The organism is Actinoplanes sp. NPDC024001 (assembly GCF_040638955.1).
GTDB lineage: Bacteria > Actinomycetota > Actinomycetes > Mycobacteriales > Micromonosporaceae > Actinoplanes.
On the sequence record NZ_JBEZZB010000043.1, the window covers coordinates 14,095 to 35,517 of the forward strand.

A 21,423-nucleotide genomic window follows, 5' to 3' on the forward strand; every position below is an offset into this window, starting at 1 on the left:
GTCGCGCTGCTCTCCGCACAGCAGAACGGCCCGCACCGATGTCGGTGCGGGCCGTTCCTCGCTGTAGTCCCGAAGGGATTCGAACCCTCGCTACCGCCTTGAGAGGGCGGCGTCCTAGGCCGCTAGACGACGGGACCTTCACTTTCACCGCGCTTCCGTGCGGCGGGCTGAACTCTATCAGGGCGTGCCCGGGAGCCGAAATCGGCCGTCCCCCGGTGGCCGAAGGCCCGCGGAAAGCGGAACGGCCCGCACCTTGTCGGTGCGGGCCGTTACCCGATGTAGTCCCGAAGGGATTCGAACCCTCGCTACCGCCTTGAGAGGGCGGCGTCCTAGGCCGCTAGACGACGGGACCAGGACTTGCCGTGTGCGCCGCTCCGTGGAGCGACGCGCTGGACTCAACCAGAGATCCAGCGCCACACCCCCGTGACGGGAGTGGTAGCGCTGGGGTACCAGGACTCGAACCTAGACTAACTGAACCAGAATCAGTCGGGCTGCCAATTACCCCATACCCCATTGGCCCGGCTTGCCGTGCCGGAGAGAACTTTACCCGAGGCCCCCCGGCCCGCCAAATCGGGTTACCGAAACAGATCCGCGTGACGGCTCGCCCACTGTTCGTAAGTCATCGCGGGGCGGCCGAGGAGGTCGGCGACGGTCGATACCGCGGCCTGCGGATGGTCGGCCAGCTGGGCGAGCCCGTCGAGGTACCACTCGCCGTACTCCCCCATGAGTTCGGTGAAGTGCTCGCGGGCGGCGTCGCCGGTCAGCTCGACGTAGGTCAGCTCGCGCCCCAGCGCCCGCCCGATCGCGGCGACCATCTGCCGGCGGCTCAGCGCCTCGGGACCGGTGAGCTCGTAGGACCGGCCGGCATGCTGATCGGAGAGCAGCACCTCGGCGGCCACGGCGGCGATGTCCTCCTGGGCGACCGGGGCGTTCACCACGTCGCCGTACGCGTCGCGCACCACGTCGCCGGCGGCGATCTGTGCCGACCAGATCGTGGCGTTGGCCATGAACTCACCGGGCTCCAGGTGCGTGAACGGCACCCCGGAGGCCTCCACCCCGTCCTCGATGACCTGCCAGGTGCCGCCTTTCGCGCCGGCCATGTCGACGATCTGCCGGACACCCGCCTCGGCGGCCAGCCGGCAGACCTCGAACACGGTGGGCGGATGCGGCGCGAGATACATCCGGTCGACGCCGGCCAGTGCGGCGGGCAGGGTCTCCAGCCGGCCGAGGAAGCCGTGCGCGACCTCGACCTCGGGCGGGAGCTGGGCTTTCGCCGGATCGGTGGTGAGCGCCCGCACCTCGGTGGCGCCTCGGGCCAGCAGCTCGTCGACGACGACGCGGCCGACGTTCCCGGTAGCGCCGGTAACCAAGATCTTCATTCTCGTACCCCCTACGGAAACTGTTCCCGTAGGGTATACGGAATCATGGCGAACTTTCCATTGCTCTGGCGCCGCAGCCTGCCCGCGCGCAAGGCCGCCGGGCGCCCGCCCCGGCTCAGCGTCGACGAGGTGGTGGCCGCCGCGATCCGCATCGCCGACGCGGACGGGCTGGAAGCGGCCTCGATGGCCCGGGTCGCGGCGGACCTCGGGGTGGCGACGATGACGCTCTACACCTACGTGCCGTCGCGGGCCGACCTGATCGACCTGATGGTCGACGACACGCTCGCCGAACGCGCCCTGCCGAGCGACGGGGACATCACCGCGTTCGCGGCGCGGACCCGTGAGATGTACGTCCGGCATCCCTGGCTGACCGAGATCTCGCTGGTCCGGCCGCCACTCGGCCCGGGCATGCTGGCGGAGCGCGAATTCATGATCGCGGCCATGACGAACCGCGGTGTGCCGGCCCGCCGGATCAACCGGGCGGCGGTGGCCGTGACCGCGTTCGTCTACGCGTTCGCCCGGGAGGCCGGCGAGGACGCCCGGCTGCGGCGGGTCACCGGACAGAGCACCGAGTCGTGGTGGCTGGCGCACGGCGAGTTCTGGGACAAGTGGTTCGACGTGGAGGCCCACCCGGCGATGACCGCCCTGTGGAACGCGGGCGGCTTCGAGGACGAGGCCCAGGACGCCTTCGAGTACGGCCTGGGCCTGCTCCTCGACGGGATCGAGCGCTCAGTCGAGTGAGACGACCGGGTTGCGCAGCTCGCCGATGCCCTGCACGCTGACCGACACCGTGTCACCCGGGACGATCTTGCTGACCCCGGCCGGGGTGCCGGTGAGGATCACGTCACCCGGCAGCAGCGTCATGACGTGCGACACGTAAGAGATCAGGCTGGGGATGTCGAACACCATGTCCTTGGTCCGCCCGATCTGGCGCACCTCCATGTTGTTCGGGTCGCGGCCGACCTCGCAGCGCACCTCGAGGTCGCTGACGTCGAGGTCGGTGACGATCCACGGGCCGAGCGGGCAGAACGAGTCGAAGCCCTTGGCCCGGGTCCACTGCGGGTCCTTGCGCTGCAGGTCCCGCGCGGTCACGTCGTTGCCGCAGGTGTAACCGAAGATCGCCTTCTCGGCGCCGGCCCGGTCGACCCGCCGGGCGCCGGTGGCGCCGATCACGACGGCGAGCTCGGCCTCCTCCTCGACCTGCTGGGTGACGCTGGGGATGCGGATCGCGTCGTTCGGCCCGATCACCGAGGTGGACGGCTTGATGAAGATCAGCGGCTCCTTGGGCACCTCGTTGCCCATCTCGGCCGCGTGGTCGGCGTAGTTGCGGCCGATGCCGATCACCTTGCTGGAGAAGATCGGCGCGAGCAGGCGCACGTCCGGGAGCGCCCAGCGCTGGCCGGTGAAGGTCACCTTCTCGAACGGCAGGCTGCTGATCTCGGCGACCGTCAGGCCGGAGGAGCCATCGCCCTCGACGACGCCGAACGAAACCCCACCGGCATGAACAAAACGGGCGAAGCGCACGGGATTTACCCCTCTTCGAAGGAATGAGCCCCTCGAAATCTACGCCGACCGGGTCTCCGCACCGAGCCGCGGGAACGGCTCCAGCGAGAAGACCACCTCGACCGGCACCTCGAAGTACTCACAGATGCGCAACGCCAGGTGCAGGCTCGGGCTGAACTCGCCGCGCTCCAGATAACCGACGGTCTGGTAGTGCACGCCGAGAGCGTCCGCCAGCTGCCGGCGGGTGATGCCCCGCTCGGCCCGCAACATGGCGATCCGGTTGTAAGTGACCTCGCTGCCCATGTGCTCCCTCAGAAGGTCTTCCCGTCAAACGGACATGCGGGTCATCGCGCGCTCGCGCCGCGCGGCCACCACGGAGCCGGACTCCCGGCGGGCCATCCGGCGCAGGATGCCCGGCGCCAGCACCAGCCCGGCCACCGACCACGCCGCCAGCACACCGGCTGTCTGCAGGTGGCGCCAGGAGCCGCCGACCTCCGCGGCCGCCAGCGCATCCGGCAGGAAGGCCGATCGCAGGCCCAACCCTAGCCAGTAGACCGGAAAGACCTGCGCGACGCCCTGCACCCAGCCGGCCAGCGCCGTGATCGGGTAGAAGATGCCGGAGACCGCGGTGAGGCCGAGGAGCGGCAACATCATCAGCGACGCCTGGCGCGGGTTGTCGAAGAGCGCGCCGAGCACCGCACCCAGCGGCATGGTGGCCAGCAACCCCAGCGGCACCAGCCAGAGCAGGACCAGTGCCCCGTCGGCGCCCAGGGTCAGGCCGTCCACCAGGAAGAGCCCGGGCACCAGGACGAACAGGCAGCTGATCACGGCCACCCCGGCGACCAGCACGATCTTGCCGAGCAGGTAACCGGTCATGCCGTGAGGCGTGGCCTTCGCCCGCAGCAGCGTGCCGTCCTCCCGGTCCATCGTGAGGTACTGCATCATCGTCATGAGCCCGCTGATCACGATGAGAATGGCCAGCGAGCCGACCAGGCTGTGCGCACCCAGCGCGAACTCGGTGCCGGGAATGGTGCTGTCGCGCATCCAGATCAGCGCGATCACCAGGAAGAGCGCGGGCAGGATGTAGCCGAACAGGTCGGTCCCGCTGCTCAGGCTCTGCCGCAACTCGATCAGGCCGCGCCGCAGACCCAGCCCCACCACCCGCATCATCGCGCGCCCTCCTCGGTCTCCCGCACCAGCTTCATGTAGGTCTCCTCGAGGCTGCTGGGCCGCACCTCCAGGTCGCCGATGGCCTCACCGTGCTGCCGGAACAGCTCGCGCACGAAGCCGGTGGCGTCGGCCGCCGAGTGCACGAACCGCTGCCCGTCACACGTCCAGCGGATCTCCGTCTCGCCGGCCACCTGCCGGGACAGCTCGTCGGCCGAGCCGCCCGCGACGATCCGCCCGCCGGACAGGATCAGGATGCGGTCGGCCAGCTTTTCCGCCTCGTCGAGGTCGTGCGTGGTGAGCATGATCGTGGTCTCGTCCACATCGGTCAGCCGGTGCACCAGGTCGTGGAACTCGCGCCGCGCCTCCGGGTCGAAACCGACCGTCGGCTCGTCGAGGAAGAGCAGCTCGGGACGGCCCACGATGCCGATCGCGACGTCGAGCCGGCGCCGCTGGCCACCGGAGAGCCGGGCGATCCGGGTGCCCGCCGACCCGGTCAGGCCGACCACGTCGAGCAGCTCGTCGACCGGCCAGGGCCGCGGGCGCTGCGGGGTCGCATAGGCCGCGTAATAGGCCCCGAGATGGGCGAGCAGCTCACGGACGCGCCACTTGCTGTGGTCACGCCAGGACTGCAGCACCACGCCGAGCCGGGCGCGCCACTGCTCGGCGCCCTGCTCGGGGTCGAGGCCGAGCACCCGGACGGCACCGCCCGAGCGCCGCCGGAAACCCTCCAGGATCTCGATCGTGGTGGTCTTGCCCGCCCCGTTGGGCCCGAGCAGGACCAGCACCTCACCCCGGTGAGCCGTGAAGTCGACGCCGGTCAGCACCTCTTTCGACCCATAGCTCATCCGGAGGTCACGCACCTCGATGACCGCCTCGTCGATCGGCGCGCCCTGACCGATTCCGGTCACACCTGCCAGCACCGTCTCCTTCATGTCCAACACACTATCAAGAATGTAGTAGGTCTGCTACATACTTACGTATGGCTATGCCACCACCCGCCGTGGCGGAACTCATTCGCGCCAAACGGTGATCGTGTTGATCGCCTTGGCTATATACATTGGTGCGATGGGGATCAAGCAGGTGAGGGCGCTCACCACCACGCTGCCCTCGGTCACCTGGATACCCCTCGCCCGGGCGCACGCCGAGCGCGCCGACCAGATGACCGCGGGCCACCGTGCCCGCCGCACGGCGGGCGAGAAACACGCCATAGAGGACTTTCTCTACGACTACTACGGGACCCGGCCGTCGCTGCTGCGCCGCTGGCATCCCGGCGTCGGCACCGGTCTGACCCCGGCGCCCGACGGGCTGGCCGAGCACGCCGGCTGGAAGTTCTACCTGACCCACCCCGACGGCGTGGTCACGCTGGATGTGGACGCGTTCCTGCACGCCCGCGGCGAGAGCGTGCGTTACATCCACGGCCTGCTCACCGCGACCGCGTCCCGCCCGGTCTTCTCCGGCTGCTTCGGGCTGCACGAGTGGGCGATGGTCTACCGCGAGCCGGAGCACCGCCACGAGCTGCCGCTACGGCTCGGTCAGGACGGCACCGACAAGGTGGTCGAGCAGCACACCATCCGCTGCACCCACTTCGACGCGTTCCGGTTCTTCACGCCGGAGGCGATCGGGCTCAACCGGCTGCAGCCCACCCGGGCCACCCAGGTCGACCTGGACCAGCCCGGCTGCCTGCACGCGGCGATGGACGTGCACAAGTGGGCGCAGAAACTCGGCCCCGCGGTGCCCGGCGCCCTCGCGCTGGACTGCTTCGCCCTGGCCGGTGAGATCCGCCTGCTCGACATGCAGGCCAGCCCCTACGACCTGGCCTCCTACGGCCACCCGCCGGTGAAGATCGAGACCCCCGAGGGCAAGGCGGAATATGTGGCTCGCCAGCGCGAGCTGGCCCGCCGGGCGGCCGGCCTGCGCAGCCGCCTCATCCGCGTCTGCGAGGAGCTGCTCGGCCCGGAGGCCGCCGCCCGCAACCGCGAGGCGGTCGCACCCTTCAACCAGCGCTGAGCCTCATCTACGCGTTGACCGAGCGGCGGCGGGCCAGCTCCTTGAGGATGTCGATGTTCTCCTGCTGGGTGGCCGCCGCGTCGTCGAGGAGGCGGATCGCTTCCGCCGGGTCACCGTGGAAGCCGGACCTCAGCTCCTCGACGACGTCGCCGAGGTGGCTGGCGTCGTACTTCAGCATGCTGACCAGCTCTGCTTCGCTCTTCTCGGTCAAGTCCGCCATGCTGCGAGTATCCAGAAACCGACCCGCGTCCCGCAGGCGGTTGGATCAGTCCGTCGGATAGGAACGGCGGTTGCGCTTGGTCTCGCCGCGCCGTTTCTTCTCCGCGATGCGCCGCTCGACCGACCCGCGGGAGGGCTTGGTCGCCCGGCGGGCCCGCGGCGGCGCCGCGATCGCCCCGGCGACCAGGGCGGCCAGCCGGGCCGCGGCCGCCTCCCGGTTGCGCAGCTGGGAACGGTGCTCGGCGGCGGTGATGGTGATCACGCCCTGCACCAGGCGGTTGCCCAGGCGCTCGACCGCCCGCTCCTTGAGCATCAGCGGCAGCAGCTCGGAACCGAGCAGGTCCCAGGAGAGCTCCACCCGGGAGTCGGTCGTGTTCACACCCTGGCCACCGGGGCCGCTCGACCGGGAGAAACGCCAGGAGAGCTCGGCCGCCGGGATGGTCAGGCGGTCGTTCACCCGTACGTCGTCCAGCACGCCCCCAGCATTCCACCGCCGACGATCATGCGCTACGCGGTTATCGATGGGACGCGGGCAGGGCAAGATTGGTCGGGTGACGTCACCAACCGCACCGGTCGCCACGACCGGGTATCCGTGGCCCATCGAAACCACGCGGCTGGCGAACGGCCTGCGTGTCGTCGTCAGCGAGGACCGGACCGCACCGGTCGTCTGCGTCAACCTCTGGTACGACGTCGGATCCCGTCACGAGCCGCCAGGTCAGACCGGGTTCGCGCACCTCTTCGAGCACCTGATGTTCGAGGGTTCGCAGCACGTGAAGAAGACCGAGCACATGAAACTCGTGCAGGGCAACGGCGGCTCGCTGAACGCCACCACCAATCCGGACCGGACGAACTACTTCGAGACCATGCCGTCCGAGCACCTCGAGCTGGCGCTCTGGCTCGAGGCCGACCGGATGGGCGGGCTGGTGCCGGCGCTGACCCAGGAGACCCTGGACAACCAGCGTGAGGTGGTGAAGAACGAGCGCCGCCAGCGATACGAGAACGTGCCGTACGGCGACGCCTGGCTGCGCCTGCTGCCGCTGCTCTATCCCGAGGGCCATCCGTACCATCACGCCACGATCGGGTCGATGGAGGATCTGAACGCGGCGAGCCTGGACACCTTCAAGGCGTTCCACCAGCAGTACTACGCGCCGAACAACTGCGTGCTGACGGTCGTCGGGGACACCACCCCGGCCGAGGTGTTCGCGCTCGCCGAGAAGTACTTCGGCGCGATCGCCACGGTGCCGGACATCCCGCCGGCCCCGGACGGGTCACTGCCCGGCCCGGCCGATGCCCCGGCCCGGGAGACCGTGACCGCGGCCGTGCCGGCCCCGCGGATCTACCTGTCCCACCGGACCTACCCGTTCGGCACGGCCGGCTACGACACCATGACGGTGCTGGCCACGGTCCTGGGCAACGGCCGGGGCAGCCGCCTCTACCAGCGGCTCGCCGACGGCGCCCGGATCGCCCAGCCCGACTACATCGGGTCCTACGGGGTGGATCTGGCGCACGCGCCGGCCCCGCTGATCATCACGGCCACCGCGAAGGACGGCGTCGCCGTGGAGACCCTGGAGGCCGGCCTCGCCGACGTGGTGCAGAGCCTGATCGACGAGCCGGTCACCGCCGACGAGCTGAACCGGGCCAAGGCGCTGCTGACCACCGCGTGGTGGCGGCAGGTCTCCACTGTGGGTGGCCGTGCCGACACCCTCGGCCGGTACGCGACCCAGTTCGGCGACCCCGGCGCGGCCGCCGACCGGCTGCCGAAGTGGCTCGCCGTCACCGCGGACGACGTCACCGCCGCGGCCGCCGAGACGCTGCGGCCGGAGTCCCGTGTCACCCTCACCTACCTGCCCGGGGAGCCCGCATGACCCTCGTCACCAGCCGTCCGGAGCCGGGGGCGGCCCGGCCGTACGCGTTTCCCGCGGTCCGCCGGATCAGCGCGCACGGCGGCACCGTGGTCGCCGCCCACCTGCCCGGCCAGATCCTGGGCAGCGCGGTGCTGCTGCTCGACGCCAGCGCGGCACGGGAGTCCGAGGGCCGCGAGGGCACCGCGACGGTCCTCGCCAAGTCCCTGGAGGAGGGCACCAAGCGGCGGGACTCGGCGGCGTACGCGCTGGCGCTGGAAGGACTCGGCGCGGAACTGTCCCCGTCGGTGGACTGGGACGCCTTCCGGGTGGGGGTGTCGGCGCCCGTACCGATGCTGACCGACGCCGTGCGCCTGGCCGCCGAGGCCGCGCGCACGCCGAAGCTGGACGCCTCGGACGTCGCGCGCGTGCGCGACGACGAGGTGACCGCGCTGCGGATGGATTGGGCCCAGCCGGGGCCGCGGGCCGACGCGGCGCTGCGGCGAGACCTGTTCGGCGCGGACGGGCGCTACTCCCGCCCGCTGCACGGCGACCCGGCGAGCGTCGCCGCGGTCACCGTCGAGGACGTGCTCGCCTTCCACGAGTCGTGGATGCTGCGGCCCGGCGTGCTGCTGGTCGCCGGCGACCTGGACGCGCTCGACCTGGACGCGCTGGCCGAGGCGGCGTTCGCCGGCACCTCCGGCGCACCGCTGGAGAAGGAGGGGCCGCTCGGCGTGCCGGTGCCGGACCGGGTCCGCACGCTGCTGGTGGACCGGCCCGGCTCGGTGCAGTCGACGCTGCGCATCGGGCACCGCGCGCCAGAACGGGCCACCCCGGACTACGTGGCGATGACGCTCGCCGCGACGGTGCTGGGCGGCGCGTTCACGTCCCGGCTCAACCACCTGATCCGCGAGGTGAAGGGCTACACCTACGGGATCCGCGGGTCGTACGCGATGACCCGCCGGTCCGGCCGGTTCGAGGTGGCCGCCGGCGTGCAGACCGCGGTGACCGGGCCGGCGATCCGGGACACCCTCGGTGAGATCGCCCGCACCCAGAACGAGGGCGTCACCGAGGCCGAGCTGGAGGTGGCGCGCTCCTGGCGAGCGGGCCAGCTGAGCGTGGAGATGCAGACCCCCGGAGCGATCGCCGGCGCGCTGGCCAGCCTGGTGGTGCACGGGCTGCCGGACGACTACTACGAGACGCTGCGCCGCGACTACCTGGAGGCGACCGTGGAGCAGGTGTCCGCGGCCGCGGCACGCCACCTCGCCGTGGACGGGCTGACCCTGGTCGTGGAGGGTGACGGCGCGGTCATCCGGGAGGACATTTCCGAGTTCGGCGACCTGATCGACGCCGAGGTCTGACGATGGAGGCCCGGGGTCGTGTCGCGCCGCGACCCCGGGCAAACCATCCATATCGATGATGTGAGCTGGACCGCCTTCTCAGCGTCCTGTTAGCAGCCACCGGATAACTTTGCCGCCATGACGATCACCGACGCGCCGCCCGCGACACGCCCGGCCAAGCGCCGCATCGTCCTCTCCGTCCTGCTCTGGCTGCTTCTGGCGCCCGGAGCGCTCTGGTTCCTGGGCCGGGCCTTCGGCCTCGAGCGCGGCATGCTGATCATGCTGTTCGCCGGGACGCCGTTCGTCGCCGCCTGGACCTGGATCCCGTTCCTGATCGCGCTGGTCGCCAAGCGCTGGGCCGCCGCCGCGGTGGCCGGGCTGGTCGCCTTCGGCATGGCGGTGTGTGTGCTGCCCCGCGCCCTGCCGGACTTCGACAAGGGCCCCACCGAGGGCGTCGAGCTGCGGGTGCTGACCGCCAACCTGCTGTTCAGCGGGGCCGACCCGGCCCAGATCGTCCAGCTGGTCCGGGACAACGACGTCGCCGTGCTCGCCGTGCAGGAGTTCACCCCGCGCGGCGAGGAGGCGCTCAAGGCCGCCGGCCTCACCGAGCTGCTGCCCTACCAGCAGCTGGCGCCGGAGTACGGCGCGAGCGGCTCCGGCCTCTACTCCCGTTACCCGCTGACCGATCCGGGGTCGCGGCGCAACGACGGCGGGTTCCAGCAGGCGTTCGGCACGATCCAGCCGCCCGGCGCCGCACCGGTCTACCTGGAGTCGGTGCACCCGCTGGCCCCGGCCCACCCGACCATGTTCGCCGGCTGGCGCACCGACCTGCGCGAGCAGCTGCCCGCCGACGCCGGCCGGACGCCGCGGATCCTGCTCGGCGACTTCAACGCGACACTGGACCACCGGGTGCTGCGCGAACTGATCGACACCGGTTACCGTGACGCGGCGGACGCCGTCGGCAAGGGGCTGGTGCCCAGCTGGCCGTCCCGCGCGGGGATGAACGGGCTGGTGACCATCGACCACGTGCTGGTCGACGAGCGGATCGGGGTGCGGGATGTGGAAGTGCACGACGTGACCGAATCCGACCATCGCGCCGTGTTCGCCTCGCTCACCGTCCCGGCAGCGTCATGATCGAGATCCGGCGGATCGCCCTGGCGGACGCCGGTCCACTGGCCGCGCAGATCCGGGCGAGCCGCGCCCATCTGGAGCCGTGGGAGCCGGTCCGCGACGAGAGCTTCTTCACCGAGGCCGGCCAGCGCCAGCACATCGCCGACGTGCTGGCGCAGGACAATCAGCTGCCGCACGTGATCGTCGAGGACGGCCGGGTGGTCGGCCGGATCAACCTGGCGAACGTGGTGCGCGGCCCGTTCCTGTCGGCCAACCTCGGCTACTGGGTGGCTGCGGACGCCATCGGCCGCGGGGTGGCCGGCACGGCCGTCGCGGCGCTCGCCCGCGCCGCCTTCACCGAGTACGGGCTGCACCGCATCGAGGCGGCGACGCTGCTGCACAACATCCGGTCGCAGCGCGTCCTGGAGCGCAACGGGTTCGAGCGGTTCGGCATGGCCCCGCGCTACCTGCGGATCGCCGGCGAGTGGCAGGACCACTACCTGTTCCAGCTGCTCGCCGAAAACTGGTTGGCGGCGCATCCGAGCGATGCCTAGCATCGGCGGCATGATGGTCAGTTCGGTCACGACGACGCCGGGAAGCCCCGGCGGAGATTCGCGCTGACCTTGAAGCGACGAACGGCCCCGGGCGACATGCCCGGGGCCGTCGTGTCTCCCAGGTGTGCCGCCCGCTCACCTCCAGGAGAACCCGATGTCTGTCGACCACCGCAAACTCGGCCGCGAGCTGGACCTCTTCGACTCCGACCCGCTGATCGGCGCCGGCCTGCCCTTCTGGCTGCCGGGCGGCGCGGCCGCCCGGCACGAGATCGAGTCTTATCTGTACGAGCTGGAGCGGCGCGCCGGCTACCGGCACGTCAACTCCCCCGCCCTCGGTAAACGCCGGATGTTCGAGCTCTCCGGCCACTGGGACAAGTTCGGCGACGACATGTTCCCGCCGATGCGCGTCGGCGACGACGACCTGGTGCTGCGGCCCAGCCTGTGCCCGCACCACGCACTGATCTTCAAGTCACGCGGGCGGTCGTACCGTGAGCTGCCGTTGCGGATCGCCGAGCTGGGCCCGATGTACCGGGCGGAACGCTCCGGGGTCCTCGGCGGGCTCTCCCGGGTCCGCTCCATCATGCTCAACGACGCCCACATCTTCTGCGCCGAGGAGCAGGCCGGCGACGAGGTCGCCGGCGTGCTGCGGCTCATGCGCGAAGCGCATGCCGCGATCGGCCTCGGCCCGGTCTCCTACCAGCTGTCCCTGCGCGGCCCGGGCAGGAGGTACGGCGGCGACGAGGCAGATTGGTCCCGCGCCGAAGCGCTGCTGCGGGCCGCGTTGAAGGAGGCCGGGGTGGCGTACGTCGACGCGCCCGGCGAGGCGGCCTTCTACGGCCCGAAGATCGACCTGCAGGTCGCCGACCCGGCCGGCCGGGAGTGGAGTCTCGCCACCGTGCAGGTCGACCACCACCAGCCGAGACAGTTCGAGCTGGAGTACGCGAACGCTGACGGCGGCCGGTCCCGCCCGGTGATGGTGCACCGCAGCCTGGCCGGGTCGATGGAACGGCTCTTCGGGCACCTGATCGAGGTGCACGGCGGCGCGTTCCCGGTCTGGTACGCCCCGGTGCAGCTGGCCGTGCTGCCGGTCGGCGCCGAGCAGGATGCGGCGGCCGGGGACTTCGCCCGGGACGCGCTCGCCGCCGGCCTTCGGGTCGAGGTCTCCCACGACGGGTCGGTCGGCGCCCGGATCCGCGAGGCGGCGGGGCGCAAGGTCCCGTACGTCGCGGTGATCGGCGCCCGGGAGGCGCCGTCCGCAAGGGTCGCGCTCAGGCTGCGCGACGGCCGGCAGCTCGATCCGATGCCGCAGGCGGAGGCGATCGCGTTGATCTCCGCGGTCGCCTCCGCACACAGTCCGGAGCTGCTGCCTGCCTAGGCGTGGGCCGTGCTGCGGGCCAGGCCGTAGGTCAAGGCGTCCACGAGGGCCGTCCAGCTGGCCTCGACGATGTTCTCGTGGACGCCGACCGTGGTCCACTCGCCGGTGTGGTTGCTGGTCTCCAGCAGGACCCGGGTGATCGCGTTGGTGCCGTGGCTGCCCTCCAGGATCCGCACCTTGTAGTCGGTCAGCTCGAACGACTTGAGCTGCGGGTAGTGGTTCGAGAGCGCGACGCGCAGCGCCTCGTCGAGGGCGTTGACCGGGCCGTTGCCCTCGGCGGTGGCGATCACCCGCTCGCCGCGTACCCGGACCTTGACGGTGGCCTCGGAGATGACCGTGCCGTCCTCGCGGTGCTCGACCAGCACCCGGTACGACTCCAGGGTGAACGGCCGGGCCACCTCGGCGCCCGGCAGCTCGCTGCGGACCAGCAGCTCGAAGGAGGCGTCGGCGGCCTCGAACGACCAGCCGCCGGCCTCCAGGTCCTTGACCTTCTGGGTGACCTTCGTCAGGGTGTCCGGATGGCCGGCCAGGTCCAGTCCGAGCTCACGGCTCTTGAGCTCGATGCTGGCCCGGCCGGCCATCTCGGTCACCAGGATCCGCATGTCGTTGCCGACAACCGACGGGTCGACGTGGTTGTAGAGCAGCGGATCCACCTTGATCGCACTCGCGTGCAGCCCCGCCTTGTGAGCGAATGCCGCGGCCCCGACGTAGGCCTGGTGGGTGTCGGGGGCGATGTTGGCGATCTCGGCGAGCGCGGTGGACACCCGCGTCGCCTTCTCCAGGCATCCGTCCGGTAGGACCTTCAGCCCGAGCTTGAGTTGCAGGTTGCTGACCACGGCGAACAGGTCGGCGTTGCCGGGGCGCTCGCCGTACCCGTTGGCGGTGCACTGGAAGTGCTTGACGCCCGCCTCGACCGCGGCGACCGTGTTGGCGACCGCGCAGGCGGTGTCGTTCTGGCAGTGGATGCCGAGCTGTTCCGGGCTCACCCCGGTCCGCTCCACCACCTCGTTGATGGCCTTGGTGATCATCGAGGGGAGCATGCCGCCGTTGGTGTCGCACATGACGACCCGCTCGGCGCCGGCCTCGATCGCGGTCTTCACGACGCTCGCGGTGTACGCCGGGTCGAAGCGGAAGCCGTCGAAGAAGTGCTCGCAGTCCACGAACGCGCGGCGTCCATTGGCGACCAGGTGCTGGACGGTGTCCCGGACCATCGCCAGGTTCTCGTCGCCGGTGGTGCGCAGCGCCCGCTCCACGTGCCGGATGTCGGACTTCGCGACCACGCAGACGACCGGTGTTCCGGCGTCCAGCAGGGCCTTCACCTGCGGGTCCTCGGCAACGTCGACACCGGCCTTGCGGGTCGCGCCGAACGCCACCAGCACCGCGTGCCGCAGCTCCAGCTCGGTCTTCGCGCGTTCGAAGAACTCGGTGTCCTTGGGCATGGCGCCCGGCCAGCCGCCCTCGATGAAGCCCACTCCGAACTCGTCCAGCAGGCGCGCGACCGCGAGCTTGTCGGCGACGGTGTAGCTGATTCCCTCGCGCTGCCCGCCGTCGCGCAGCGTCGTGTCGAACACCTGGTAGTTCATCGGAGCAGAGTCCTTTCGGGTTGGTCACCCACATCAACAACAAAAAGACCCCCCGCGGATGCGGGAGGTCTGCGCGTCGGCGGAGAGTCAGCCGGCGCGCTAGGTGCCAATAATGAGCACGAGGTGGGTCACGAGATGAAGCATGCCACTAACCGGGTTCGCGGGAAGCGCTGTTCCAACTATCGAGACTAAGTTTGGGGCGTGGTGGCCGAATCGTATTCACGAAACCTGCCCTTCTCGAAGGCCTACAACTTCCGTGACGTCGGCGGATACTCCGGACTCGACGGGCGGACGGTGCGCTGGCGGCGGCTGTTCCGGGCCGACTCGCTGCACCGACTCGACGAGGCGGACGCCGAGGCGTTCGCGGCGCTCGGTGTCCGCACGGTGATCGACCTGCGCCGACCGTTCGAGGTGGAGAAGTTCGGCCGGGTGGCCGACGAGCACGGCGTCGACTACCGCAACCTGGTCCTGCGGCACGTCGACTGGGAGCAGATCGAGCACCCGGAAGACGTGATGCACGAGCGCTGGCTGGCCGACCGCTACCTCAACTTCGCCGAGGACGGGCACGAGGCCCTCGCCGACTCGCTGCGCCTGATCGCCGACCCGGAGGCGGCGCCGGTCGTGGTGCACTGCATGGCCGGCAAGGACCGCACCGGCACCGTCTGCGCGCTGACCCTGTCGCTGCTCGGCGTCGAGGACGAGGTGATCGCGGCGGATTACGCGCTGACCACCGAGGCGATGCGCCCGCTCACGAAATACCTGCTGGAGCACAACCCGGAGACGATCCTCGGCAACGAGCACATGTTCGACTCGCCGCCCGGGGCCATGCTGATGTTCCTGAACGACCTGCGGGAACTGCACGGTTCGGTGGAGGCGTACGCCAAGGAGATCGGCATCACCGCCGACCAGATCGCCGCGATGCGCGCCCACCTGCTGACCGAGAACTGAAACCGGGTGGGCGGGCCGGAGCCCGCCCACCCGGATGTCACACCTCTGTCACACCTCGAAGCGGGTACGCCGCTTGCGGGCGATCACGAAACCGGCCACACCGGCCGCCACGAGCAGCGCGCCGACGACGGCGATCGTCGTGCCCTGCGGGCCGGTGATCGGCAGGCCGCCACCCTCGCCGCCGTCGTCCGTGCCGTCGCCGGGCTCCTCACCGGGTGCTCCCGGGGCCGGGTTCACGATCAGCTCGGCCTTGTCGTTGGACTTGTCGATGTCCTCGGAGAAGCGGGAGCACTGGCACGCGGGGTTGGCCTCGACCGCGCCGGTCGCGTTGGACACCACCTTGTCGATGCGCAGCCCGAACTCCCAGCTGACGGTCTCGCCGGCGGGGTGCACGTAGTCGGTGAAGCAGGCGTACTGGATCGCCTTCGGGTCGGTGCGGACGCTGTCGTCCTCGGCCAGGGAGCAGCCCTTCGGCACGGTGGTGACGGTCGTACCGGTGGGGATCGTGACGATGGCGACGCCCGCGGGCTCGCCGGCGCGGCTGCTGTCCAGCGTCGCCGGGCCGTTGTTGCGCAGGCCGACGGTGGCCTTGACCGTGTCGCCGGCCTCGCCGGTCACCTCGTCACCGACCGCGGCGATGTCCGTGCCCTGCTTGCCGGTCGCCTTGACCATGACCAGCTGCCAGTTGTTGTCCGGCTCGGTGTCGGTCTGGCGGGCCGCCTTGACGCCGGCGACCTTCTCCAACTTGAGCTTCGCGCCGGTGCCGGACTTGCGGGAGGTGATGCCCTTCGGCTTGTTCGCGTAGTCGTCGGCGGTCAGCCACTGGAAGTCGGCGGCCGAGGTGCTCGGCGCCGCGGTGTCCTTGCGCAGGCGGTACGGCAGCTCGACCCGGTAGGTCGCGCCCGGCTCCAGGTCCTGGTCGAAGAGGCAGCCGTATCGCCGTCCGTCGTAGACACAGTTGGCGAACTGCTCGGCGACCTCGATCGCGTAGTCCGAGGAGGCGAAGAACCCGGCGCCGTTGACGACCTTGGTGCTCTTGTTGGTCACCTCGACCCGGGCGTCGAAGGTGGCGCCCGGCTTGACGCTGAGCTCGGCGGTCTCGCCGGCGGCCAGGTCGACACCGTCGGCGACCTCGACCTCCGCGGTGGTGCTGACCGGCTCGACGCCCGCGGCGCTGAACGTCGCCGTCACCGTGCCGGTCGCACCGGACTTGGCGTCGTCGGCGGCCTTCAGCACGGCGGCGAGGTAACCGACCGCGCCGTCCGGGCTCAGGTCGATCTCGTACGGCCGGGTGCAGACCAGCTTGGCCGGCGAGGCGCTCTCGCACCCGCCGATGTCCTCCGGGCCGGTCAGGCTGACGCCGGTGATGCCGGACAGCTCGTAGGTGATCGAGGCTTCGGAGAGCGTGACCTCACGGTCGGCGCGCAGAACCGGCTCGAGCGGGGTCTCGGCGCCCACCCCGACGGTGATGTCGGGCAGGCTGATGTCGATGGCGGCATCGGCCGCCGCGTAGGCCGGCGTCGTCACCGCGAGAGCGGCTGCGATGGCGGCGGCCGAACCGGCGAACAGGCGCCGGGCCGTGGGGCGGGACATGCGGGTTCCTTCCGGAGGGGGTGTCCGAAGATCAGGAGAGCCGCATCTTAAGGATTCTTCAATTTTTCGAAGGTCCCGGATACACGCATGCGCATGCTTCGTGCTCAAAACGAGATCAACGGGCCGGGAGGCAATGTCTCCCGGCCCGTTGACGTCGAGGATCAGAGAACGCGGTGCACCCAGCCGAACGGGTCCTCGGCGCGGCCGCGCTGAATGTCCACCAGCTCCTTGCGCAGGCCCATGGTGACCTCGCCCGAGCCGCCGTCAGCGACGGTGAACTCGCCGTCCTCGCTCTTGATCGTGCCGATCGGGGTGATCACCGCGGCGGTGCCGCAGGCGAACGCCTCACGAACCCGGCCCGACGCCGCGCCCTCACGCCACTCGTCGAGGCTGATCGGGCGCTCCTCGACCCGGCGGCCGGCCCGCTGCGCCAGCTTGATGACCGAGTCGCGGGTGATGCCGGGCAGGATCGTACCGGTCAGCGGCGGGGTGGCCAGGCTGCCGTCGTCGAAGACCAGGAAGACATTCATGCCGCCCAGCTCGTCGATGTACTTGCGCTCCACCGCGTCCAGGTAGACGACCTGGTCGCAGCCGTGCTCGGCGGCCTCCGCCTGCGCCGAGAGACCGGCCGCGTAGTTGCCGCCGCACTTGGCCGCGCCGGTGCCGCCGGGAGCGGCCCGGGTGTAGTCGGGCGAGACCCAGATGTGCACCGGCTTGACGCCACCGGAGAAGTACGGCCCGACCGGGGAGGCGATGACCAGGTAGAGGTACTCGGTGGCGGGACGGACGCCGAGGAAGACCTCACTCGCGTAGGCGAACGGGCGCAGGTAGAGGCTGCCCTCCTCGCCCGGCGGGATCCACTTCCGGTCGATCTCGATGATCTCGTGCAGCGACCGGAGGAACGTCTCCACCGGCAGGGCCGGCATCGCCATCCGCTCGGCGGACTGGTTGAACCGGGCCGCGTTCGCATCCGGGCGGAACATCGCGACGCCACCGTCGGGCAGCGTGTACGCCTTGAGGCCCTCGAAGATCTCCTGCGCGTAGTGCAGCACCGCGCTCGCCGGGTCCATCGGGATCGGCGCGCGGGCCTCGACGCGCGGGTCGTACCAGCCCTTACCGTCCGCGTAGCGCACAGTGACCATGTGGTCGGTGAAGATGCGGCCGAAGCCGGGGTTGGCCAGCAGGGCGGCGCGTTCTGCGTCGCCTACGGGTGCCGGGTTCGGACGGATCTCGAATTCGAGGTTGTCACCACCGCTCATGACAAGGAGACCTGCTTTCTGCAAGTAAAGATCGAAGCATGCGAGGGCACCCGTAGTGCCCCATGAATCTACCCCGAACGGTCGTTAAAACAATGACCGCGGGTGACGAAGCCCCTCGGGCTTCCGGGTGGGAAGGGTGCCCGCTCAGACGGCGGCGGCGACCCGGTCACCGACCTCGGCGGTACGCAGCGGCGCGCCCGGGGCCCGGGACGCGACCTCGGCCGCGACCGCCTCGGTTACTCGCCGCGCCTCGTCGAGGTGGCCCAGGTGCTCCAGCAGCAGCGCGCCGGAGAGGATGGCGGCCGCCGGGTCGGCGATGCCCTGGCCGGCGATGTCCGGCGCGGAGCCGTGCACCGGCTCGAAGGTCGACGGGTACGTGCGCTCCGGGTTGACGGAGCCGCTGGCAGCCATGCCGATGCCGCCGGTAACGGCCGCGGCGATGTCGGTGAGGATGTCACCGAAGAGGTTGTCGGTCACCACCACGTCGAACCGCTGCGGGTTGCTCACCATGAACATGCTGGCGGCGTCGATGTGCTGGTACTCCGTGGTGATGTCGGGGTGCTCGGCCGCCACGGCGGCGAAGGTCCGCGACCACAGGTTGCCGGCGTGGGTGAGCACATTGGTCTTGTGCACCAGGGTCACGTGGCGGCGGTCGCGGCGCTGGGCGCGGGCGAACGCGTCGCGGATGACCCGCTCGACGCCGTGCCGGGTGTTCAGGCTCTCCTCGGTCGCGATCTCGGCGGGGGTGTCCCTGTGCAGGACGCCGCCGGCGCCGACGTAGAGGCCCTCGGTGCCCTCGCGGACCACGACCATGTCGATCTCACCGGGCTTCACGCCGGCCAGCGGGCTGGTGGTGCCGGGCCAGAGCTTGCTGGGGCGCAGATTCACATACTGATCGAAGTCGAAGCGGAGCTTCAGCAGCAGGCCGCGCTCCAGGACGCCCGGCGGGACGCTCGGGTCACCGATCGCGCCGAGCAGGATGGCGTCGTGGCCGGCCAGCTCGTCCTGCACCGACCGGGGCAGCACCTCGCCGGTGCGGTTGTAGAGGCGGGCGCCCAGGTCGTACTCGTTGTAGTCGGCGTCGGGGAGGACGGCGTCGATCACCTTGCGGGCCTGCGCGGTCACCTCGGTCCCGATGCCGTCTCCGGCGACAACCGCGATCCGCGCCACGCTCACGTCAACTCCCCATCAAGTCCGGCAACCTTGCCTTCGAACCTCGCCTACGGTAACCGCCGGTCCCGAGACACGGAACGGCAGTCCCACCAAATGAGCGTTCGGGTGAAAGCTTCGGCGGACGCGAACAGCCCCCGGACCGCGGCAAACGGTCACGGGGGCTGCTGCGACGAGTACGCGTGGATCGGTCCCGCCGGATTCCGGCCGTCCACCCGGCGACGAAACGCGTCACCCGAAGACGCGTCCGCCCGGGACGTACGGCCGGAACAACGCTAGCGAGACGGACTAATGACGCGCAAGACGCATCCCCGCGTGTCGGGCCACCGATTCACGGCGGACAGCGGCGGTGATGGCACGATGCGCCGGTGAGTTTCGACCTCGTCGTGTGGGCCATGGACCCGACCGCCGCGCCGGACACGGTGCGCGCCGCCAATGAGCGATGCGCCCGCGGCGAGCATCCACAGCGGGCGGCCGATCCTCGCGTCGTCGCCTTCTACGACGCCCTGACCAGCAACTACCCGGACCGCGGGCCGCGCGCCACGGCGGCCGGCTCGCCGTGGGCGAGCGCACCGCTGCACGCCGCCGCCGACCACATCCAGATGCGGCTGGACGAGAACTGCCCGGACGTCGTGCTGGAGACGATCGAGCGGCTGGCCGGCGAGCTCAACCTGGATCTGCTGGACCTGCAGGACGGCACGGTCTACCGGCCGCCGCTGCAGACCCGCTAGCCGCCCGTCAGTCCGCGCGCAGATCCACCACGGCGGCCCGGGAGGCGCCGATGCCGTTGGCCACCGTGGTGAGCACCTCCGACCCGACCGCCGAGTCGACGGTCAGCACCATCAGCGCCTCACCGCCGGCGGCCCGGCGGGCCACCTGCATGGCGGCGATGTTGACGCCGGCCCGGCCCAGATTGGTGCCGATCGTGCCGACCACGCCCGGCCGGTCCCGGTAGCGGAAGAACAGCAGCACCCCCTCCGGGGCCAGGTCCAGCTCGAAGCCGTCGACCTGCAGCAGCTTCGCGGTCTCCCGGGTGCCGGAGGTCACCAGCGTGCCGGCGACCGCGACGGTACGACCGTCCGGCATCGCCCCGCGCACCGTGATCAGGTTGGCGTGCTCCCCGGCGTCCTCGACCGTCGCCAGGTCCACCTCGACACCCCGGTCCGCGGCCACGTGCGGGGCGTTCACGTAGGTCACCGGCTCCTCCACCACCGGCGCGAACAGGCCCTTCATGGCGGCCAGTTCGAGCACCGTGACGTCGTGCGCGACCACCTCACCGCGGACCTCCACGGTGATCCGGGCCGCCACCCCGCCGGCCACCGCGGTGAAGACCCGGCCGAGGCGCTCGGCGAGCGGCAGCAGCGGGCGTACGTCCTCGTCCACGGCGCCGCCGGCCCGCACGTTCACCGCGTCCGGGACGAACTCGCCGCGCAGGGCCAGCCGTACGCTGCGGGCCACCGCCAGCCCGGCCTTGTCCTGCGCCTCCACCGTCGACGCGCCCAGGTGCGGGGTGACCACCACGTTGGCGAAGCCGAACAGCGGCGACTCGGTGAGCGGCTCGGTCTCGAAGACGTCCAGCCCGGCGCCGGCGACCCGCCCCTCGGCGATCGCCTCGGCCAGCGCCGCCTCGTCGACCAGCCCGCCGCGGGCCGCGTTGACGATCCGGACACCCGGCTTCACCAGCGTCAGCTCCCGTGCGCCGATCAGGCCGAGGGTCTCCGGCGTCCGCGGCAGGTGCACCGAGATGAAGTCGCTCTCCTTCAGCAGGTCGTCGAGGGTCACCAGCTGGACACCCAGCTGCGCGGCACGGGCCGGCTGCACGTACGGGTCGTACGCGATCAGTCGTACCCCGAAAGCGGCCATGCGCTGGGCGAAGAGGACGCCGATGCGTCCCAGCCCGACCACGCCGACGGTCTTTCCGTGCACCTCGACGCCGGTGAATTCGGGGCGCCGCCAGGCGCCCCCCTTGAGCGTGGCGCTGGCCGCCGCGGTGTGCCGGGCGACCGCCAGCAGCAGGGCCACCGCCTGCTCGGCGGCCGAGACGATATTGCTGGTGGGCGCGTTCACCACCAGGACGCCGCGGGCGGTCGCGGCGGGCAGGTCGACGTTGTCCAGCCCCACGCCGGCGCGGGCCACCACGCGCAGCCGGGGCGCGGCGGTCAGCGCCTCGACGTCGATGAGGGTGGCGCTGCGGACGATGACCGCGTCGGCCTCCGCCAGCGCGGACAGCAGGGCGGGCCGGTCGGTGCCGTCCACCCGCCGGACCTCGTGCTCCTCGGTGAGCAGGTCGAGTGCGGCCGGGGCTAGTTCCTCGGTTACCAGGACAACAGCAGTCATGGCTCTCCATCCGCTTTCGTCCCCATCGACTCTCG

The 21,423-nt window shown here is 70.9% G+C and carries 21 protein-coding genes and 3 tRNA genes; 9 read left to right on the forward strand and 15 right to left on the reverse strand.

Annotation, left to right across the window (positions count from 1 at the left end; translation table 11 throughout):
• Window positions 1-64: 64 nt before the first annotated feature.
• The 4 genes from AB0F81_RS18695 to AB0F81_RS18710 all read right to left on the reverse strand — a co-directional run bounded on the left by AB0F81_RS18695 (window position 65) and on the right by AB0F81_RS18710 (window position 1,379).
• A tRNA-Glu gene (locus AB0F81_RS18695) sits at window positions 65-137 on the reverse strand.
• Between the two features lie 142 nt (window positions 138-279).
• Window positions 280-352 (reverse strand) — tRNA-Glu (locus tag AB0F81_RS18700).
• 89 nt (window positions 353-441) lie between these two features.
• A tRNA-Gln gene (locus AB0F81_RS18705) sits at window positions 442-513 on the reverse strand.
• A 62-nt stretch (window positions 514-575) separates the two neighbouring features.
• A complete protein-coding gene (locus AB0F81_RS18710) occupies window positions 576-1,379 on the reverse strand; it encodes an NAD(P)H-binding protein (protein ID WP_360198769.1) in 804 nt (267 codons plus the stop codon).
• A gap of 45 nt (window positions 1,380-1,424) precedes the next feature.
• Between AB0F81_RS18710 and AB0F81_RS18715 the strand changes: the two genes are divergently transcribed.
• Window positions 1,425-2,120 (forward strand): TetR/AcrR family transcriptional regulator C-terminal domain-containing protein, encoded by a 696-nt coding sequence (locus AB0F81_RS18715; protein ID WP_360198772.1) that lies wholly within the window; start codon window positions 1,425-1,427, stop codon window positions 2,118-2,120.
• Here the strand turns inward: AB0F81_RS18715 and AB0F81_RS18720 are convergent.
• Genes AB0F81_RS18720 through AB0F81_RS18735 form a run of 4 tightly spaced genes read right to left on the reverse strand, consistent with a single transcriptional unit; the run spans window position 2,109 to window position 4,897 of the window.
• Complete coding sequence (locus AB0F81_RS18720) at window positions 2,109-2,903, reverse strand: fumarylacetoacetate hydrolase family protein (RefSeq protein ID WP_360198775.1); 795 nt, start codon at window positions 2,901-2,903, stop codon at window positions 2,109-2,111. The genes AB0F81_RS18715 and AB0F81_RS18720 overlap by 12 nt on opposite strands.
• Window positions 2,904-2,942: 39 nt before the next feature.
• On the reverse strand, window positions 2,943-3,185 hold the full coding sequence (locus AB0F81_RS18725) for a helix-turn-helix transcriptional regulator (RefSeq protein ID WP_360198778.1): 243 nt from the start codon (window positions 3,183-3,185) through the stop codon (window positions 2,943-2,945).
• 24 nt (window positions 3,186-3,209) lie between these two features.
• A complete protein-coding gene (locus tag AB0F81_RS18730; RefSeq protein ID WP_360198781.1) occupies window positions 3,210-4,052 on the reverse strand; it encodes an ABC transporter permease in 843 nt (280 codons plus the stop codon).
• Window positions 4,049-4,897, reverse strand: coding sequence for an ABC transporter ATP-binding protein (locus AB0F81_RS18735; RefSeq protein ID WP_360198869.1), 849 nt, complete (start codon window positions 4,895-4,897; stop codon window positions 4,049-4,051). The genes AB0F81_RS18730 and AB0F81_RS18735 overlap by 4 nt, the downstream gene beginning before the upstream one ends.
• A 220-nt stretch (window positions 4,898-5,117) precedes the next feature.
• Between AB0F81_RS18735 and AB0F81_RS18740 the strand changes: the two genes are divergently transcribed.
• Window positions 5,118-6,059 carry a 3-methyladenine DNA glycosylase gene (locus tag AB0F81_RS18740; RefSeq protein ID WP_360198784.1) on the forward strand — a complete coding sequence of 314 codons (942 nt, stop codon included), beginning with the start codon at window positions 5,118-5,120 and terminating at the stop codon, window positions 6,057-6,059.
• Between the two features lie 7 nt (window positions 6,060-6,066).
• Here AB0F81_RS18740 and AB0F81_RS18745 read toward each other — a convergent pair whose 3' ends face one another.
• Together AB0F81_RS18745 and arfB are read right to left on the reverse strand one after the other, a co-directional pair.
• Entirely contained in the window at window positions 6,067-6,279 is a 213-nt protein-coding gene (locus AB0F81_RS18745) for a hypothetical protein (RefSeq protein WP_360198787.1), read from the reverse strand.
• Window positions 6,280-6,324: 45 nt separating this feature from the next.
• Window positions 6,325-6,750, reverse strand: coding sequence for an alternative ribosome rescue aminoacyl-tRNA hydrolase ArfB (gene arfB, locus AB0F81_RS18750; RefSeq protein WP_360198871.1), 426 nt, complete (start codon window positions 6,748-6,750; stop codon window positions 6,325-6,327).
• 49 nt (window positions 6,751-6,799) lie between these two features.
• On the opposite strand from arfB, the gene AB0F81_RS18755 reads away from it, so the two are divergent.
• The 5 genes from AB0F81_RS18755 to thrS all read left to right on the forward strand — a co-directional run bounded on the left by AB0F81_RS18755 (window position 6,800) and on the right by thrS (window position 12,498).
• The gene (locus tag AB0F81_RS18755) at window positions 6,800-8,143 is read left to right on the forward strand and encodes a pitrilysin family protein (RefSeq protein WP_360198790.1); all 1,344 of its coding nucleotides are present in this window, start codon (window positions 6,800-6,802) and stop codon (window positions 8,141-8,143) included.
• Window positions 8,140-9,480, forward strand: coding sequence for a pitrilysin family protein (locus tag AB0F81_RS18760; protein ID WP_360198793.1), 1,341 nt, complete (start codon window positions 8,140-8,142; stop codon window positions 9,478-9,480). Before AB0F81_RS18755 ends, AB0F81_RS18760 begins: the two co-directional genes overlap by 4 nt.
• A 117-nt stretch (window positions 9,481-9,597) precedes the next feature.
• On the forward strand, window positions 9,598-10,593 hold the full coding sequence (locus AB0F81_RS18765; protein ID WP_360198795.1) for an endonuclease/exonuclease/phosphatase family protein: 996 nt from the start codon (window positions 9,598-9,600) through the stop codon (window positions 10,591-10,593).
• A complete protein-coding gene (locus AB0F81_RS18770) occupies window positions 10,590-11,123 on the forward strand; it encodes a GNAT family N-acetyltransferase (protein ID WP_360198798.1) in 534 nt (177 codons plus the stop codon). The genes AB0F81_RS18765 and AB0F81_RS18770 overlap by 4 nt, the downstream gene beginning before the upstream one ends.
• A gap of 154 nt (window positions 11,124-11,277) precedes the next feature.
• Window positions 11,278-12,498, forward strand: a complete 1,221-nt coding sequence (gene thrS / locus AB0F81_RS18775; RefSeq protein WP_360198801.1) for a threonine--tRNA ligase — start codon at window positions 11,278-11,280, stop codon at window positions 12,496-12,498.
• Here the strand turns inward: thrS and cimA are convergent.
• The gene (gene cimA / locus AB0F81_RS18780; RefSeq protein ID WP_360198804.1) at window positions 12,495-14,081 is read right to left on the reverse strand and encodes a citramalate synthase; all 1,587 of its coding nucleotides are present in this window, start codon (window positions 14,079-14,081) and stop codon (window positions 12,495-12,497) included. The two genes, thrS and cimA, sit on opposite strands and share 4 nt — an antisense overlap.
• Before the next feature lie 201 nt (window positions 14,082-14,282).
• Between cimA and AB0F81_RS18785 the strand changes: the two genes are divergently transcribed.
• Window positions 14,283-15,029, forward strand: coding sequence for a tyrosine-protein phosphatase (locus AB0F81_RS18785; RefSeq protein WP_360198807.1), 747 nt, complete (start codon window positions 14,283-14,285; stop codon window positions 15,027-15,029).
• Window positions 15,030-15,077: 48 nt separating this feature from the next.
• Here AB0F81_RS18785 and AB0F81_RS18790 read toward each other — a convergent pair whose 3' ends face one another.
• The 3 genes from AB0F81_RS18790 to AB0F81_RS18800 form a co-directional block, all read right to left on the reverse strand.
• Window positions 15,078-16,622, reverse strand: a complete 1,545-nt coding sequence (locus tag AB0F81_RS18790) for an LPXTG cell wall anchor domain-containing protein (RefSeq protein WP_360198810.1) — start codon at window positions 16,620-16,622, stop codon at window positions 15,078-15,080.
• Between the two features lie 161 nt (window positions 16,623-16,783).
• Window positions 16,784-17,881, reverse strand: coding sequence for a branched-chain amino acid aminotransferase (locus AB0F81_RS18795; protein ID WP_360198812.1), 1,098 nt, complete (start codon window positions 17,879-17,881; stop codon window positions 16,784-16,786).
• A 144-nt stretch (window positions 17,882-18,025) separates the two neighbouring features.
• A complete protein-coding gene (locus AB0F81_RS18800; protein WP_360198873.1) occupies window positions 18,026-19,051 on the reverse strand; it encodes a 3-isopropylmalate dehydrogenase in 1,026 nt (341 codons plus the stop codon).
• Between the two features lie 368 nt (window positions 19,052-19,419).
• Between AB0F81_RS18800 and AB0F81_RS18805 the strand changes: the two genes are divergently transcribed.
• Entirely contained in the window at window positions 19,420-19,782 is a 363-nt protein-coding gene (locus AB0F81_RS18805; protein ID WP_360198815.1) for a hypothetical protein, read from the forward strand.
• A 7-nt stretch (window positions 19,783-19,789) separates the two neighbouring features.
• On the opposite strand, the gene serA is transcribed toward AB0F81_RS18805, so the two are convergent.
• Complete coding sequence (serA, locus tag AB0F81_RS18810) at window positions 19,790-21,388, reverse strand: phosphoglycerate dehydrogenase (RefSeq protein ID WP_360198818.1); 1,599 nt, start codon at window positions 21,386-21,388, stop codon at window positions 19,790-19,792.
• Between the last annotated feature and the right edge of the window lie 35 nt (window positions 21,389-21,423).

Coding starts and splice junctions, on each gene's coding strand:
- thrS (WP_360198801.1), top strand. CDS start 11,278: ATGTCTGTCGACCACCGCAAACTCGGCCGCGAGCTGGACCTCTTCGAC.
- serA (WP_360198818.1), bottom strand. CDS start 21,388: ATGACTGCTGTTGTCCTGGTAACCGAGGAACTAGCCCCGGCCGCACTC.
- AB0F81_RS18710 (WP_360198769.1), bottom strand. CDS start 1,379: ATGAAGATCTTGGTTACCGGCGCTACCGGGAACGTCGGCCGCGTCGTC.
- AB0F81_RS18765 (WP_360198795.1), top strand. CDS start 9,598: ATGACGATCACCGACGCGCCGCCCGCGACACGCCCGGCCAAGCGCCGC.
- AB0F81_RS18725 (WP_360198778.1), bottom strand. CDS start 3,185: ATGGGCAGCGAGGTCACTTACAACCGGATCGCCATGTTGCGGGCCGAG.
- AB0F81_RS18795 (WP_360198812.1), bottom strand. CDS start 17,881: ATGAGCGGTGGTGACAACCTCGAATTCGAGATCCGTCCGAACCCGGCA.
- AB0F81_RS18755 (WP_360198790.1), top strand. CDS start 6,800: ATGGGACGCGGGCAGGGCAAGATTGGTCGGGTGACGTCACCAACCGCA.
- AB0F81_RS18745 (WP_360198787.1), bottom strand. CDS start 6,279: ATGGCGGACTTGACCGAGAAGAGCGAAGCAGAGCTGGTCAGCATGCTG.
- AB0F81_RS18735 (WP_360198869.1), bottom strand. CDS start 4,897: ATGAGCTATGGGTCGAAAGAGGTGCTGACCGGCGTCGACTTCACGGCT.
- AB0F81_RS18715 (WP_360198772.1), top strand. CDS start 1,425: ATGGCGAACTTTCCATTGCTCTGGCGCCGCAGCCTGCCCGCGCGCAAG.
- AB0F81_RS18730 (WP_360198781.1), bottom strand. CDS start 4,052: ATGATGCGGGTGGTGGGGCTGGGTCTGCGGCGCGGCCTGATCGAGTTG.
- AB0F81_RS18760 (WP_360198793.1), top strand. CDS start 8,140: ATGACCCTCGTCACCAGCCGTCCGGAGCCGGGGGCGGCCCGGCCGTAC.
- cimA (WP_360198804.1), bottom strand. CDS start 14,081: ATGAACTACCAGGTGTTCGACACGACGCTGCGCGACGGCGGGCAGCGC.
- AB0F81_RS18770 (WP_360198798.1), top strand. CDS start 10,590: ATGATCGAGATCCGGCGGATCGCCCTGGCGGACGCCGGTCCACTGGCC.
- AB0F81_RS18790 (WP_360198810.1), bottom strand. CDS start 16,622: ATGTCCCGCCCCACGGCCCGGCGCCTGTTCGCCGGTTCGGCCGCCGCC.
- AB0F81_RS18740 (WP_360198784.1), top strand. CDS start 5,118: ATGGGGATCAAGCAGGTGAGGGCGCTCACCACCACGCTGCCCTCGGTC.